The sequence below is a fragment of the Caenimonas terrae genome, assembly GCF_042655405.1.
Classification (GTDB): Bacteria; Pseudomonadota; Gammaproteobacteria; order Burkholderiales; family Burkholderiaceae_C; genus Ramlibacter; species Ramlibacter terrae_A.
Map to the genome: position 1 here is coordinate 14,387 of NZ_JBHSMF010000002.1, position 14,704 is coordinate 29,090.

At 68.6% G+C, this 14,704-nt stretch carries 15 protein-coding genes; 7 read left to right on the forward strand and 8 right to left on the reverse strand.

The annotated features are described in order from the left end of the window. The first annotated feature begins 17 nt into the window (after positions 1-17). Both ACFPOE_RS00070 and ACFPOE_RS00075 read left to right on the forward strand, forming a co-directional pair. Positions 18-782 (forward strand): HAD family hydrolase, encoded by a 765-nt coding sequence (locus ACFPOE_RS00070; protein WP_376847951.1) that lies wholly within the window; start codon positions 18-20, stop codon positions 780-782. Between the two features lie 100 nt (positions 783-882). Then, positions 883-1,113 carry a hypothetical protein gene (locus ACFPOE_RS00075; protein WP_376847952.1) on the forward strand — a complete coding sequence of 77 codons (231 nt, stop codon included), beginning with the start codon at positions 883-885 and terminating at the stop codon, positions 1,111-1,113. A 20-nt stretch (positions 1,114-1,133) separates the two neighbouring features. On the opposite strand, the gene ACFPOE_RS00080 is transcribed toward ACFPOE_RS00075, so the two are convergent. From ACFPOE_RS00080 to ACFPOE_RS00110, 7 genes are read right to left on the reverse strand one after another with little or no spacing between them, the layout of a single operon-like run. After that, positions 1,134-1,508, reverse strand: a complete 375-nt coding sequence (locus ACFPOE_RS00080) for a hypothetical protein (protein ID WP_376847953.1) — start codon at positions 1,506-1,508, stop codon at positions 1,134-1,136. 34 nt (positions 1,509-1,542) lie between these two features. Continuing rightward, complete coding sequence (locus tag ACFPOE_RS00085; protein WP_376847954.1) at positions 1,543-4,923, reverse strand: pilus assembly protein; 3,381 nt, start codon at positions 4,921-4,923, stop codon at positions 1,543-1,545. Between the two features lie 21 nt (positions 4,924-4,944). Continuing rightward, positions 4,945-5,535, reverse strand: a complete 591-nt coding sequence (locus ACFPOE_RS00090) for a pilus assembly PilX family protein (RefSeq protein ID WP_376847955.1) — start codon at positions 5,533-5,535, stop codon at positions 4,945-4,947. Then, positions 5,532-6,665: a PilW family protein gene (locus ACFPOE_RS00095; protein WP_376847956.1), complete on the reverse strand. Its 1,134-nt coding sequence runs from the start codon at positions 6,663-6,665 to the stop codon at positions 5,532-5,534. Before ACFPOE_RS00095 ends, ACFPOE_RS00090 begins: the two co-directional genes overlap by 4 nt. 11 nt (positions 6,666-6,676) lie before the next feature. Next, on the reverse strand, positions 6,677-7,132 hold the full coding sequence (locus ACFPOE_RS00100) for a type IV pilus modification PilV family protein (RefSeq protein ID WP_376847957.1): 456 nt from the start codon (positions 7,130-7,132) through the stop codon (positions 6,677-6,679). Between the two features lie 16 nt (positions 7,133-7,148). Continuing rightward, complete coding sequence (locus ACFPOE_RS00105) at positions 7,149-7,667, reverse strand: GspH/FimT family pseudopilin (RefSeq protein WP_376847958.1); 519 nt, start codon at positions 7,665-7,667, stop codon at positions 7,149-7,151. Next, positions 7,661-8,098, reverse strand: coding sequence for a type IV pilin protein (locus ACFPOE_RS00110; protein WP_376847959.1), 438 nt, complete (start codon positions 8,096-8,098; stop codon positions 7,661-7,663). Before ACFPOE_RS00110 ends, ACFPOE_RS00105 begins: the two co-directional genes overlap by 7 nt. Before the next feature lie 49 nt (positions 8,099-8,147). Here ACFPOE_RS00110 and ACFPOE_RS00115 point away from each other — a divergent pair, with 49 nt between their 5' ends. From ACFPOE_RS00115 to ACFPOE_RS00135, 5 genes are all read left to right on the forward strand, one after another. After that, positions 8,148-8,453 (forward strand): hypothetical protein, encoded by a 306-nt coding sequence (locus ACFPOE_RS00115; RefSeq protein WP_376847960.1) that lies wholly within the window; start codon positions 8,148-8,150, stop codon positions 8,451-8,453. A gap of 34 nt (positions 8,454-8,487) precedes the next feature. After that, the gene (locus ACFPOE_RS00120; RefSeq protein WP_376847961.1) at positions 8,488-9,135 is read left to right on the forward strand and encodes a response regulator; all 648 of its coding nucleotides are present in this window, start codon (positions 8,488-8,490) and stop codon (positions 9,133-9,135) included. Beyond that, the gene (locus ACFPOE_RS00125; protein ID WP_376847962.1) at positions 9,132-11,009 is read left to right on the forward strand and encodes a sensor histidine kinase; all 1,878 of its coding nucleotides are present in this window, start codon (positions 9,132-9,134) and stop codon (positions 11,007-11,009) included. The genes ACFPOE_RS00120 and ACFPOE_RS00125 overlap by 4 nt, the downstream gene beginning before the upstream one ends. A gap of 81 nt (positions 11,010-11,090) precedes the next feature. Beyond that, positions 11,091-11,510 carry a hypothetical protein gene (locus tag ACFPOE_RS00130; RefSeq protein WP_376847963.1) on the forward strand — a complete coding sequence of 140 codons (420 nt, stop codon included), beginning with the start codon at positions 11,091-11,093 and terminating at the stop codon, positions 11,508-11,510. A 147-nt stretch (positions 11,511-11,657) separates the two neighbouring features. Further along, positions 11,658-13,625: a serine protease gene (locus tag ACFPOE_RS00135; RefSeq protein ID WP_376847964.1), complete on the forward strand. Its 1,968-nt coding sequence runs from the start codon at positions 11,658-11,660 to the stop codon at positions 13,623-13,625. Here the strand turns inward: ACFPOE_RS00135 and ACFPOE_RS00140 are convergent, their stop codons facing one another. After that, the gene (locus tag ACFPOE_RS00140; protein WP_376847965.1) at positions 13,626-14,627 is read right to left on the reverse strand and encodes a Bug family tripartite tricarboxylate transporter substrate binding protein; all 1,002 of its coding nucleotides are present in this window, start codon (positions 14,625-14,627) and stop codon (positions 13,626-13,628) included. Between the last annotated feature and the right edge of the window lie 77 nt (positions 14,628-14,704).

Consider the following 14,704-nt stretch of genomic DNA (forward strand, 5'->3'; position numbering starts at 1 on the left):
GCCGGCCCGCCGTCGCCATGGCGCTGGACCTGCCGCGGGTGCGCGCGCTCTGCTTCGACGTCGACGGCACCATCGCCGACACCGACGACCACATCGTCGCGCAACTGGCTGCCTGCATCGCCCGGCTGCCCCTGGTCAGCGGCCGCCGTGCCGAGCGGCTGGCGCGCCAGGGCGTGATGGCGGCTGCGACGCCCGTCAACGCGGCCTACGGCCTGCTCGATCGCTTCGGCCTGGACACGCAGCTGTCGCGCCTGCGCGAGCGCATCAGCGCCTCGCGCGCCCGCGCTGCCGACCCCGCAGGCACGCGCAACATCCAGGCCGCCGACCAGGTGCCGCACGACATGATGGCCGGCGTCAAGGAGATGCTGGTGGCGCTGGCAACGTTCTATCCGATGAGCACCATTTCCACCGGCAGCGCGCCGCGGGTGGAGCGCTTCCTCGAGCACTATGGCGTGCGCAAGCTGTTCGCCGCGGTGGTCGGCTCGCAGACCACGGTGCGCATGAAGCCCTCCCCCGATCCGCTGCTCTACGCCGCTGCCGCGATGGGCGTGGAGCCGGCCGCCTGCCTGATGATCGGCGACACCACGGTGGACATCCGCACCGGCATCGCCGCCGGCGCGCAGACGGTGGGCGTGCTGTGCGGCTTCGGCACCGAGGACGAACTGGTGCGCGCCAACGCCGGCATGATCCTGCGCACCACCTCCGACCTGCTGGCGGTGCTGCACCCGGCTGCCGATGCGCTGGGCAAGACCGCCAGCCCGCAACCGGGCACGGCAAGCTGAGCCGCCGCCGGCGCACCGACGGACCGTCGCGTTTGTTGCCTCGTGTCACACCCAGGCGCGGCGGCCTGACCGATGCTGGCGGAGCAAGGAGGTGTTCCCCATGCGTGCACTCGTGGTCCTCGGCGAATTCGTCGCCTGGTGCTTCGCGATCTGGCTGTTCGTCGGGCTGGTCGGCGCATTGCGCTGGCTGGCGCCGGGCGCCGAGCCGGGCCCGGACGCCTGGCTGGCGCTCGCCCTCAAGCTGGCCGGGCTGGTCGTCTTCGTCGCGGCCTGGGCCCTGACGGCGCGGCGCGGCGACAGCGCCAACCAGTCGGCCGATGCGCTGACCTGAAACGCGGCTCAGCCGGCCGGTCAGCGCGCCGGCCGGCGCGCCGGGCCGGTGACCCAGATCTCGCGCAGCTGGTCCTGCTTGCGCCCGTCGTCCCTGACCGTCCTGAAGCGGACCTGCATGCCGGGCTCGAGGCTGGTCCACTGGCCGGAGACCTTGCTGGCCTGCCAGTGGATCTGCATGGAACCGGTCGGCACTGCATAGTGCACACCTTCGATCACGATGGCCTTGCCGGCCCGGTCGACCGCTTCGATGGTGCCGCCGCGCTCCACCGCGAGGGATGCCGATGCGGTGGAGCGGCCCGAAGCGGTTGCCTCGGTGGGCCGCACCGCCAGCGCCAGCGGCGCGGCGGTCGCCAGCAACGCGCACACCGCAAGCCGGCCGATCATGTCATTCATCCTGGAGTCCTCCGGGGGTTGCCCATCGCGGGCATCAGTTGATCAACTCGCGCCACGAGATGCGGCGCGGGGTCGAGCCGGGCGCGTTGACCGGCACGTCCTGCTTCACGGTCTGGGCGTCGGAGGTGCGCACCAGCGACACCACCTTGCCGCTGGGCAGCTGGATCAGCACCGGGCGGCTGCCCAGCGCGTTGGCCAGGAAGGTTCCGGACCAGGCCACCGTCGTGTTGTCCACGACCCCGCCGGTCTTGACGTTGATGAAGTATTCCCAGCTGCTGCCGCCCGGCTGGCAGACCGTGGAGCTGGGAATGTTGGTGGTGAACACCAGTGCGCTCAGCGCCACTGCCGGATCGGTGGTCAGCCGCTCGCCGGTGCTGGGCAGATCGATGTACCAGCCGTTCTTGGTGGCGTAGTCCACCGTGTTGCTCGACATCGTGCGGGTGGACCCGCTGGTGGTGATGGTCTGCTGCTGCAGGCTGGCGCGCAGCGGATCGGGCAGCGCCGTCTGCGTGTCGTGCAGGCCGTACATCGTCTGGGTCTGGCTGGACGCCACGTTGGCATTGGTGGCCCCGGGGATGTCGGTTCCGCCCAGGTATTCGCCGGTGCCGACGAACACCATCCGCATGTTGTTGACCAGCGTCAGTTCCGGCGCGGTCGTCACCGGCTGGACCCGGCTGGAGCCATCCTTGAGCGTCGCGAATTTCGCCACGCCCCAGCCGTTGGTGTTGTTGCCGGTCAGGTCGAAGCGCCACAGGTTGCCCTTGAGGTCGCCGCCATAGACATAGTCGACGGTGTTGTCGATGTCGCCGTTGGCGACATAGCCGCTGATTTGCGCGAGGCCGCACGGGTTGGACACCGGTGTGGTGGCGCAACTGGCGGTCGAGATGTCCTTGATCAGGTCGCCGGTCTTCGGGTTGAGCACGAACATGTGGCCCAGGCCGTCGCCTCCGCTGTCGCCGGTGTTGGTACCGTTGTTGTAGCCCGACGTGACCAGCACCACCCAGCCGGCCGCCGCGGTCTTGACGATGATGGGCTTGCCGAACGAATAGCCCATGTTCAACTTGGCGGCCGTGCGGGCCGTGCTGCTGACGACGCTGTTCGGGAACTCCCACAGCACCTTGTTCTTGGCGTCGACCTCGCTGCTGGCATTGGGCGTGGTGACGTCCAGCGCGTAGTAGCCGCGGCCGCCCTTGCCCAGGCCGCCAACCAGGATGGTGTGCCAGTCCGATGTGTAGTTGTTGCTGCCGTCGTTGCCGAAGTCGACGTCGCCCGGCACCGGCGTCCCGTCCACGTAGTACTGGTGGGTGAAGCCCGGCTTCTGGCTGAGGTTGTTCAGGTTGCCCATCACCAGGTTGGGCACGTAGGCCCAGGACTCGGCGCCGGTGGTGGCGACGAAGGCGTGCAGCATGCCGTCGTTGGAGCCCTGGAACAGCATCCGCGTGCGGCCGGCATTGGCGGTCTTGAAGGCGCTGTAGCCCTGGTCGGCATAGCTCGCATTGGGTGCCCGCACCAGCACCGGCTCGCTGTTGATGATGTCGCCCAGCAGGTGGGCGCGTGCGCGGTAGGTGCCGGCGGTTTCGCCAGAGCGGTCGCCGCGCAGGTAGGCCACCACCGCCGCGCCATCGGTCCCGGACGGGGAGTTGAGCAGGGTCTGCTGCGACACGCTGAGCGTCGTCGAGGTGCTGGCCGTGGTCGGCTGGAACTGCAGGCCGCAGGCCGTGCCGCAGGCGCCGGCGGCAGCGGTGGAGGTGACGATGAAGCGCGACGCCGCGGTCTTGGCGTCGAGCTGGATGGCGGCCGAGCCGGCGGTCCACAGGGACGCCGTCGAGGGCACGCCGGTATTCACATCGATCGCCGACGCATTGATGTCGCCGCTCCAGGTACCGGAGTTGTAGCTGGAGGCATACGACGCGTTGTCGGTGGAAGTGACGTGCGCGTTGGCGACGGCGACGGCCGCCGCGGCGCCGACCTTTGCGGTGATGTCGTCGGAGATCCGGACGATGGCATTCTGGAACGCGGTGGCATCCGATGCCTGCAGCGCACCGTCGGTCCCGCCGTTGTAGGCCATGGCATTCATCACCGACAGCGCCTGCGCGTTGGCGACGGTGTCGCCCAGGGCCACGACGTAGGTCTGGACGTCGAACTTGCCAGTCACGGCGCCGGTGCCGTCCTTGTTGATCGAGCTCACGCCGCTGACCGGCGTCGTGCGCAGCGAGGAAATGGCCGAAATGGTGTCGGTGGCCGCGACGCCGAACGAGCCGCTGGTGCAGGAATTGCTGGCTGTGCTCCAGGCGCAGCTGTTGGCCCGGTCCGTCGCCGAATACAGGTTCCCGCTGGTGTCGCCGGTGGGCAGGCCGTCGGTGACGAGCATGACGAAATTCTGCTGGCAGGTCTGGGCGATGGGGGTGGCCTTGCCCGACAGGCTGCCCGAGAAATAGGACCTTGCCGTGCCGAGCGTGCCCTTGAGCGTGGTGAAGACGGCGCCGTTCTTGAGTTCGCCGGTCCCGGTCGACTCGCTGGCGAGCAGGTTCTGGAGGTTGTTGTAGTGCGCCGTCGAATCGGCAAGCACCGCTTCGTTGAGCTTGCCGTAGCCGGTGACATCGGAGATGTAGCCCCAGCCCCGCGGCAGGTAGAGCGAGCGTGAGATGTTGTTGGGCAAGCTGGTGCCGGAGTTGTTCGGCAGGAACCCGGCATCGGTCGGTGTCAGCGTGCTGCTGAAGATCGACGAGGAGAAGTCGGCCGGATCGCTCCACGTCGTGACATTCAGGTCATGCGAACCGAACCAGTCGTAACGGGTATTGGAACCGGTATTCGCGGCGGGCGCCCACATCTGGTTGTAGTTCGGGACTCCGCTGGACGAATAGCTGCCGTAATAAAGCACGTCGACGATGTTGGAGTCGTCCGAGCTGTAGTTGAACGTGACGTATTCGGCGCCAGGCCACGGCTGCGGGTTGGCGATGCAGCGGCGGCCGCCGGCCGTCGACGTGCCGGCGACTGCCGGCGCCCCATTGAAGGTGCCTGCAACGTAGCCGGTGCAATTGCCGGTGAAGACCATGCCGGTGTCGCTGCCCAGGTAGTACGCATAGGTGCTCCTGAGGTCCGGCGGATCCTTGGACATCTCATAGCTCATCAAGCCCCAGTTGAAGGCCATGCGGTAGCCGGAAATCGCATTGCGCATCACCGAGCGGCCGATGTTGCCGCGGGTGTTCGGGTTGTTGCCGGAGACCATGACGCCGTTCATGTAGGCGTCCATCGACTCCGAGTTGTCGTAGATCACCAGCACGTTGGGCGTGACCATGTTCGACACCGCCATCGGCACGTTTGCGATGTCGGTCGAGCCCGCGAAGGCGCCGTTGACGGACAGCAGGCCGGCGGCGACGACGGTTCGGCGGAATTGCGATCTGCTGGCTTTCATGCCGTGGCTCCTGTGGAGTGGTCAGCGCGCATAGGTCGTCTGCACGATGCTCTGGGAATTGCGTGGCCCGACCACGCGGACGGTGACGCGGTAATAGACCTGGCTGGCGGAGCTGAAGGAGACTGCGCCGGCCTTCTTGCTGCCGACCGAGGTGCCGGTGAGGTTCATGCACTTGTTGGCGACATCGGTGACCGGGGTCGGGCCGTCGCACAGCCGGTCCACCACGTACTGCACGGCGTAGCTGGAGTCGACCGTGTCGCTGGGGACGGTGGCCCAGTCGATCACGGTGGGCACCCCGGCCGCCGTCACCGCCGTCTGGATGGTCGGGTAGTAGTTGCAGGCGCCGGAGGCGCAACCGGCCGGATAGGCGGCGTCCGGCGAGCTGGTGGCGACCGTGGCCAGCGTGGTCAGCGCAGTCTCGACGCCGACGTCGGTGGCGTGCAGCGAGGCCTCGCGAAATGCCAGATTGCCCGAGATGACGTTGCTGGTGTCGGCCGAGCGCATCAGCGCCAGGCCGGCCAGCGTCATGGCCACCAGGGCGATCAGCGCGATGATCAGGGAGACGCCGCGCTGGCCGCGGCCGCGCAGGCCAAAGCTCGGGGACCTGTTCATACGCCCGCCCAGATCACGTTGCGCAGCGGGATGATGGTCTTGTAGATCCGGTAGCGGTATCTCTTCCAGTTGGCGTCGGCGCTCAGGTTGAGCACCGGCTCGGCGTCGGACCAGACGCACGGGCCGTTGGCGTTGACCACCGTGCCGGTGCTGTCCTTGCACGGCAGCGTCACGTCGCTGGCCTCGCGCTTGGAGCTGCGCGCCACGATCACCAGCCGCACCGCCTTGATCCGCTTGACCTTGGCCGAATTGAGCGTGTCCCAGCCGGTGGCGGCAGTGGCGTTGACCCACGCGTTGACATTCTGGCTGCCGGCGTTCGCGATGCCGTATTGCGCCTGCAGGTTCACGATGTCCGCGGCCAGCGTCGAAGTGGTGGATGCCAGCGGGGTGGAGTTGTCGGTCAGCGTGAGCTGCGACACCGAATTGACCGCATAGGTGTGGGAAATGAGCTGGCCGATCTTCATCACCTTGGCGCCTGAGGAATACGCCGGCCAGCCGTTGGTCGTCTGGTAGGAGGTCGACGGGTTGTTGGTGACGGTGGCGCCGGGGTTGTGCTGCAGCTTCATCGCGGCGCCCTGTACCTGGGTGACCAGCATCACGGTGCACTTGCCGGTGGCGCTGTCGATCGCCAGCACCGTGTCGCCGTCGGCGAAGCCGGTGGTGGCGCTGATGTTGAGCTCGGAGGAGGAGGACGGCATCGGCTGGGTGATGGAGGCCGGGATGGCGCCCAGCAGGTCGGCCGAGCGCTTGACCGTCAGCTGGTCGGAGCCGGTGCCGCCGTCGATGATCTGCACCGGGATCATCGACATGCCGCCGCCGACGTAGGCGGGGATCGGCGACACCACGGTGCCGCCCGATTCGTAGTAGCTGTACACGGTGGTGCAGTCGAAGGCCGCCGAGTCGGTCAGCCCGGCGCCGGCGTTGCGCAGGTCCTGTTCCAGCTCCGTCAGCGCCAGCAGGCCGTTGACCTGCGCCGACGAGCTGCTGATGGTGCGCTGCTTCTGGCCCTCGAAGGCGCCCCACACCTGGGTGACGACCAGCGTGATCATCAGCCCCAGGGCCAGGCCCACCATGGTCTCGATCAGGCTGACCCCGCGCTGGAGCCGCGCCCGGCGCGGATGCAATTGCATGGAACGCTCTCTCATGGGTTGATCTGCGCCGTCACCGCGAAGTTGTGGCTGCCGGTTTCCGTCGGGCTCTTCCAGCACACCGTGACCTTCACCTGCTTGGTGCTGCCGACGTTGCTGACCACGATCTGGGTCTTGTTGGCGGCCGAGCCGGGCAGCAGGTCGGTGACCTGCGTCACCCATGCGGTCACCGGCGTCACCCAGGGCGAGGCGTCGGCCGAGGCCGACCCGGTGAACGCGCACAGCGGGCCGCCGGCATAGTGGCTGTAGCGGTCGAGGTTGGAGCGGTCGGTCCACATCTGGGCCACGATCTGGTTGGCCAGATACGAGGCGTCGGAGCGGTACTTGGCGTCGATGCTGTTCTTGATCGACACCGCCTGCAGCGCCACCAGGGCCAGCACGCCGATCGAGAACAGCAGGATGGCGAACAGCGCTTCCAGCAGCACCGAGCCGCCCTGGGATCGTTTCATTGCAGCCGCCATACCGTCAGCATCCCGTCGACGAGCCGCTGGGGGCGCCCGGATCGCAAAGCCGGATCGCCCCGCCGCTGGAGATGGTGATGCGAAGTTCCCTGGACGACGCCGCCGGGATCAGCGAGACCGGCACGTCGGCATCGATCTGGCTGATGGTGCTGCTCGCGTCCGTATTGGGCTTGACCCGGCCCAGCCCGTCGAAGGTGACCTTGGTCGCATCGGTGGGCGTCGCCACCATGGTGACGGAAGGCGAGCCGTCCGCGGAGGTCCGCGACTGGACCGCCACGCTGCCGCTCTCCACCGTGACGTCCCAGCTGCTGTTGGCGCCCTTGATGAACATGACCCGCTGGTTGCGGCGGATCGCCTCCACCCGGGCCAGCTGCAGGCCGTCGAAGCTCGCCTGCGCCGCGGTCCGGATCTGGGCGTTGGCCAGCATCACCTTGAACGACGGCGCGGCCAGCGCCGCCAGGATCGCGACGATCGCGATCGTGATCAGCAGCTCGATCAGCGTGAAGCCACGCTGGATCAGCATTCGCTGCCCCGGATCACCCAGCAGGTCTTGGTGACCGCGGCGCCCTTGAAGCTGGTGGTTGCCTTGGCATTGGCTTCGTTGATCGTGTAGACGTAGTCGCCGGCGGTGCGACCGACCGCGCCGGCGATGCTGGTGGCGGTGGCCGTGAAGCTCACCGTCGGCGTGGTCGAACCCACGGTGCAGGAGTAAGTGAAGTAGGAGCTGGCCGCCACGCTGACCGGACAGGCCGTGCTGGCGGTGCCGTAGTTGCGGTTGTCCTGGAAATACTGCTCCATCTTGACGCGGTAGTCGCCCAGCGCCGCCAGCGCATCGGTGATCTTGCCGCGGTTCGAATAGCTGGTGTAGGCCGGCAGCGCGACGGCGGCAAGGATGCCGACCACCGCGACGGTGACCATCAGCTCGATCAGCGTGAATCCCTCAACGTGTTTCATTTTTCTTTTTCTACTTTGTTTGCGCGTAAAACGTCGGTTTACGCGTTGGGTGAACCTGTTTTCTGATCGGATTCTGACGGGTCGCACCGTGCAAGCACAACGCCTGGCTGCGAACGATGTATCTCTTTTGCGACTTTGTTGTTCAATGAATACTTTTGCCTTTACTCTTTTTGGATTAGTCGTTTGCCGCTCGCGGTCCGGCGTGAGCCGAGCGCGTTGGCATCGCGAGGCAATACTTCTGTTTGGCAGCCGCGCCATCTTTTTCAACTTCGGCGCTGCTGTGGCGGCGATGCCGCATCTCATCACGTTGAACGAGACGGCCGCTGTTGGCGGCCTTTACACTCGCTTGCCTTGAGGCTGAGCAGTACGGACCTTTTCTTTCCCCATCCATGACCGGCAATATCTCAGTGGTCCTGGTGGAGGACAACCCGCTGCACGCGCAGCGCTATCGGGACAACCTCGCCCTCGATCCCCTCCTGGGCCTGGTCGGCGAGTTCGCGCTGGCCGCCGATGCCATCGCCGGCATCGAGGCGCTGGCCCCCGATGTCGTGCTGGTGGACCTGGGCCTGCCGGACGGCAACGGCCTGGATGTGGTGCGCCACGTGCGCACGCACCTGCCGCAGGCGGCAGTGATGGTGGTGTCGATCTTCGGCGACGAGCCCAGCCTGCTGGCGGCGATCGAGGCCGGCGCCACCGGCTACCTGCTCAAGGACACCGGCGCCAGCGACTTCAACCAGAACATCCATGCGCTGCGCGCCGGCGGATCGCCGATCAGCCCCTCGCTGGCCAGGCACCTGCTGCGCCGGCTGCAGACGCCGGTGCCCAAGGCGCCTGCGGTGTCCCCGCTGTCCAGGCGCGAGACGGCCATCCTGGACGCCATCGCCCAGGGCAGCAGCGTCGTCGAAATCGGCGCGCTGCTGCACATCTCGCCGCTCACCGTGAAGACCCACGTGCAGAACATCTACCGCAAGCTGGAAGCCCGCTCGCGCCAGCATGCGGTGTACCTGGCGCGCAGCCGGGGCCTGCTGAGCCCGTGAAGCGGGCCGCACAGTTCCTGGTCCTGCTGCTGGGGGTCGCGCTGGTCCTCGCCCTGGTGCGGCCGCATCCGCATCAGCAGCCGGAGCCCGGCACGCTGGTGGTCGGCAGCGCCGTGTTCCTCAAGTCCGATGAAGCCACGCCACCGGCCGACGGTGCGCCATGGGTGCCGCGGTCGCTGCCGGACAACTGGCGCACCAGCAATCCCGGGCTGTCGGGATACGGCTGGTACCGCAGCTCGTTCCTGCTGCCGCAGGCGCCCGCCACGCCGTGGGCCGCCTACCTGCCGATCGTCGGCACCACCTACCAGCTGCTGGTCAACGGCGTGGAGGTCGGCAACGGCGGCGGCATGAGCGGCACCGTCGTCCGCAACATGGGCGTGCCGCGGCTGGACCCGATCGAGGCGCACCTGCTGCACGCCGGCGAGAACCGCCTCGAGCTGCGGCTGCGGGTGGCGCCCAACCTGCGCGGCGGGTTGGGTCCGCTGACGCTGGGGCCGCGCAGCCTGGTCGAGCCGCTGTACGACGCCGACTATTTCTGGCGCGTGACGCTGCCGCGCTCGCTCAACATCGCGCTGATCTTCGCCGGCCTGCTGGTGCTGCTGCTGTGGCTGCGGCGGCCGGCCGAAACGATCCACGGCTGCTTCGCGGCGCTGGCCATCGTCTGGTCGATCCGCAATTTCCACTACACGGTGTCGCCCAGCTGGGTGCCCTCCGGCCTGTGGGAAGCGTACGTCCTGGACAGCCTGGCGGTGGTGATGCTGCTGCTGTGGCTGTTCGTCCTGCGCCTGACCGGCCGCCGGCATCCGCGGCTCGAGCGCTGGGTGGTGCGCGGCTGCATGGCGGCCATCGCCGTGGCCGGCGCCCTGGCGCTGCTCGCTCCACAGGCCGCCAGCGCGATCCGCATCCCCTGGTACCTGCTGTGCGCCGCGCTCGGCGCCTGGACCATCGCCATCCTGGTGGACTTCCTGCGCCGCAGCGCCAACCGCGATCGCATCGGGGTCTGGGCGATCCTGGGCGCCGCGCTGGTCACGCTGGCGCTGGGCCTGTCGGACCTGGCGGTGTCGGCCCAGCTGCTGCCTTTCGGTCCGGCCGCGCGCATGGCCTACGGCGCCCCGGTGCTGCTGTGCGCCCTGGTCTTTGCGCTGGCGGAAAGCTACTTCCGCACCTACGACCAGGTGCGCTCGCTCAACGCCGACCTCGAGCGGCGGGTCGGCGAGCGCGCGCTGGAGCTGCAGCGCACCCACCAGCGCGTGCGTTCGCTGGAGCGTGTCACCACGCTGGCCGGCGAGCGCGAGCGGCTGATGCGCGACATGCACGACGGCATCGGCTCCCAGCTGATGACCACCCTGGACGCGGTGGAGCACGGCGGCGCCGGCGGCGACCAGGTGGCAGCGATGCTGCGCGACTGCATCGACGACCTGCGGCTGATGATCGATTCGCTGGAGCCGGACGACGAGTCGCTGCTGGTGGCGCTGGCCAACCTGCGCTACCGGCTGGAGCCGCGGCTGGCCGCCGCCGGCATCGCGCTGGACTGGCAGGCCCAGCGCGAGATCGGTCTGCCGGCGCCGGGCAGCGTGCTGCAGGTGCTGCGGATCGTGCAGGAGGCAGTGACCAACGTGCTGCGCCACGCCGGCGCCTCGCGGCTGCACGTGCGCGCCCGCGCCGAGGCCGGCGAACTGGTGCTGGAAGTGAAGGACGACGGCCGCGGCATCGGGCCCGCGGCGCCCACCGACGCCGGCGCAGCGCGCGCCGGCCGCGGCCTGCACAACATGCGCAACCGCGCCGCGCAGCTCGGCGGGACGCTGCGGATCGACAGCACCGCCGCCGGCACCGTGCTGACCCTGCGCGTGCCGATGCCGTCCCAGCACCCATGAGCACCGCGAATACTCTCAACAGAGTATGGGCAGCCCGGGAGCGGGCCCATACCCTTGGGCGCGCCTGACGCATCTCCCGCCATGACCCTTTATCGCCCCGCCATCCTGCTGCACGGTGCCCTCGCGGCGGCGGCCTTCATCATCACGCTGGCCTCGTCCGCCCGGGGAGACCACGTGCCGCCGCCGGAGCCGCCCGCACAACGCCCGCCGGCCGCCGTCTACGGCAGCGACGCGCTGGCGCACGCGGAGGCCGTGTACCGGACCATGCGTTATGCCCAGGCCGAAGATGCCTTGCGCTGCGCCGGCTTCGCCAACGTCGGCCCGACCCGCGGCCTGCCGCTGCTGGTGGCCGGCAAGGACTATGAAGTGGTGCCGCATCCGGCCGTCAGGCATGCCGCCGAGGTCGACCTGCAGTCCCACGGCAGCAGCGGCGCCGGCCTGTGCGCGTACCTGCAGCAGCCTGCTGTCAGGAACTGGTACCGGGAACGCTTCGCGCTCTGAGATGGCGGCCGGCGCCGGCGCCCGACTGCGGAAACTGGTCACGGAACAGCGTTGTTTTACCGCGCCGGCCGGAACTTCGCGTCAGGCGCTCCGTCTACACTGGCCCCACCGCTCAGCAGCGGACCCCCAAAAGCTCCAGGAGCCGCAGTGAAATACCGGTTTTTCAAGGCGGCAACGCTTGCATTCGTCACCGCCCTTGTCGCCGCCTGCGGCGGTGGCGGCGATTCCACGGCACCCTCATCCGGCACGGCCGCCGCCAGCGTGGTGGAACTGCCGGCGCAGCTGGCGCAGGTCCCGGCCTACCAGCCTCCCGCCGCGTCGCTCAGCCTGCAGCGGGCAGTCGGCGTGGTGGCGGCCAACCGTCCGGCCCCCACGCTCGTGCGGCTTTCGCGGCTGGATCCGGCGCTGGCGGCACCGGGCAAGCTGCTGGCCGGCCGGCCGCTGCAGATCGGCGCCGGCCGCGAGGTGGCGGCGACGGCCGACCTGCAGCGGATGCGCACCGCGCTGCAGTTCAAGCCCGGCGTCGGCGGCGCCGGCCCGACCGCCGCGGTGAGCTTCACGTCCGCCGGCGCGGCCGCCCTGCGGCTGGGCCTGCGGGTGATCGACCTGCCGGCGGCGGCGCGGGTGCGCGGTTATGCGCAGGGCGGCGCCACCGCCTTCGACCTGGCGGGCAGCGACATCCTGGCCGTGATCGCGCGCAACCGCGATGCCGGCGACGTCAGCGACAGCGGCCGGACGTTCTGGACGCCGGCGATCGACAGCGAGGAAGTGACGCTGGAGATCGCCCTGCCCCCGGGCACGTCGCCCGACTCCGTGCGGGTGTTCGTGCCCATGCTGTCCCACGTCAGCGTCAAGAGCACCGAACTGGCCAACCTGCTGATCGGCCAGTCGGGCAGCTGCGAGATCGACGTCAACTGCGCCAGCGACGTCGCACCGCAGAGCGCGGCGACCGCCCGGATGGTGTTCGTCGACAGCGGCTACAGCTTCGCCTGCACCGGCACGCTGCTCAACGACTCGCAGTTCAGCGGCACGCCCTACTTCCTGTCGGCCAACCACTGCATCTCGACGCAGACGGCTGCCTCCACGCTCAACACCTACTGGTTCTACCGCTCGGCGTCGTGCAATGTGCTGGCGCTGGACCCGTCGGCGACGCAGCTCAATGGCGGCGCCACGCTGCTGTATGCCAGCACGGCCACGGACACCTCGTTCATGCGCCTGAACCAGCCGCCGCCGGCCAATGCGGTGTTCGCCGGCTGGTCGTCGTCGCCGCCGCAGTTCGGGCAGGAGCTGATCGGCGTCCACCATCCGCGCGGCGACCTGCAGAAGGTCGCCCGGGGCTCCCTGGCCGCGTTCCTCAGCTGCTCGGTCGGCGTCAACGACACGTTCAACTGCGCCGAGGCCTCGGCCAGCAACTCCAACTACCTCGATGCGCAATGGTCGCAGGGCACCGTCGAATCGGGCAGCAGCGGCTCGGGCCTGTTCACCACCATCAACGGCAGCCGCTATCTGGTGGGCCAGCTCAAGGGCGGCAGCGCCAGCTGCCAGGATCCGACCGGGCTGAACGCCTACGGCCGCTTCGACATCGCCTACACCGCGGGGCTGAACCGCTGGCTCAGTCCGGGCCAGAGCGTCTCCGGCCAGCAGCAGTCGGGCATCCTGGCGGCGTCGACGCCGCGGATCCCGATCCATCGCTTCTTCAACACGGTGACGGGCGCCCACTTCTTCACGCCGTCCGCGGGCGAGCGCGACTACGTGATCGCGACCTATCCGCAGTTCAGGTACGAGGGCGTGGGCTTCTATGCCTATCAACAGCAGGTCGTGGGATCGCAGCCGGTGTTCCGCCTGTACAACCGGGTCACCGGGATCCACTTCTTCACGATGTCCGTGGCGGAGCACGACATCGTGGTGAAGGACCCGTCGTGGAACGACGAGGGCATCGCCTGGTACGCGCAGTCGGGCAGCGGCGGCACTGCCAGCGCGGTCTTCCGCTTCAACAACGCCACCACGGCCGCGCATTTCTACACCATCAGCCAGGGCGAGCGCGACTTCGTGATCAAGACCTACCCGGTCTTCACCTACGAAGGCGTCGCCTACTACGCGTGGACCACGCAGTAACTACTGCTTGGCCATTCCCAGCTGCTGGATCACCGTGCCCCAGCGGTCGTAGGTGACGCGGGTGAGCTTGGCGAAGTCCTCCGGGCTCATGGCGCCGGCCTCGTAGCCGCCCTTGCGGTAGAACTCCTTGACGTCGGGCATCGCCAGCACCTTGGCAATGCCGTCGTGCAGCGTCTTGACCACCGCCGGCGGCATCTTCGCCGGGCCGTAGAAGCCCAGCCAGCTGGGCAGATCCAGCCCGGTCACGCCCTGTTCGGCCAGGGTGGGCACCTCGGGCATCGCCGCGATGCGCGAATCCGAGGCGATGGCGATGATCCTGGCCTTGCCGCCGCTGGCGGTGATGATGGCCGACGCGGCCGAGTCGAAGAACAGCTGCACCCGCCCGCCGATCAGGTCCTTGGCGGCGTCCGAGCCGCCCTTGTACGGCACGTGCACTGCCTCGGTCCCGGTCTTCTTCAGGAACATCTCGCCGTAGATGTGCGACGAGGTGCCGGCGCCGAAGGTGGCGTAGCTCACCTTGCCGGCATTGGCCTTCATGTACGCCACCAGTTCCTTGACGTTGCTGGCCGGCACCTCGCCGCTGACCATCAGCACCAGCGGACCGCGCCCGCCCAGCGTGATCGGCGTGAAGTCCTTGAACGGGTCGTACGGCACGTTGGCCAGCGTGTGCGGGTTCTGCGCCATGGTCGACGACGGCGCGTACAGCACGGTGTAGCCGTCCGGCGCCGAGCGCGCGACCTCGCTGGCGCCCAGCATGGTGCTGGCGCCGCCGCGGTTGTCCACGATCACCGTGGTGCCCAGCAGCTCGCCGAGTTTCTGCGAGACGATCCGCGCCTGCGCGTCGGTGCCGCCACCGGCCGGAAAGGGCACCACGATGCGGATCGGCTTGCCGCCCTTGACCGGGAACTCCTGTTGCGCGAACGCCTGCGGCGCGGCGGCCAGCAGCGCGGCGCTGCCTGCCAGGGCGGCGAAAGCCCGCCGGGACATGTGGGATGCACCCATGGCTAGTCTCCAAATTGAATGAATCGTGGACTATCGGATCAGAATTACTCCTTCTGAGATCGGGTTTACCCTAGTTT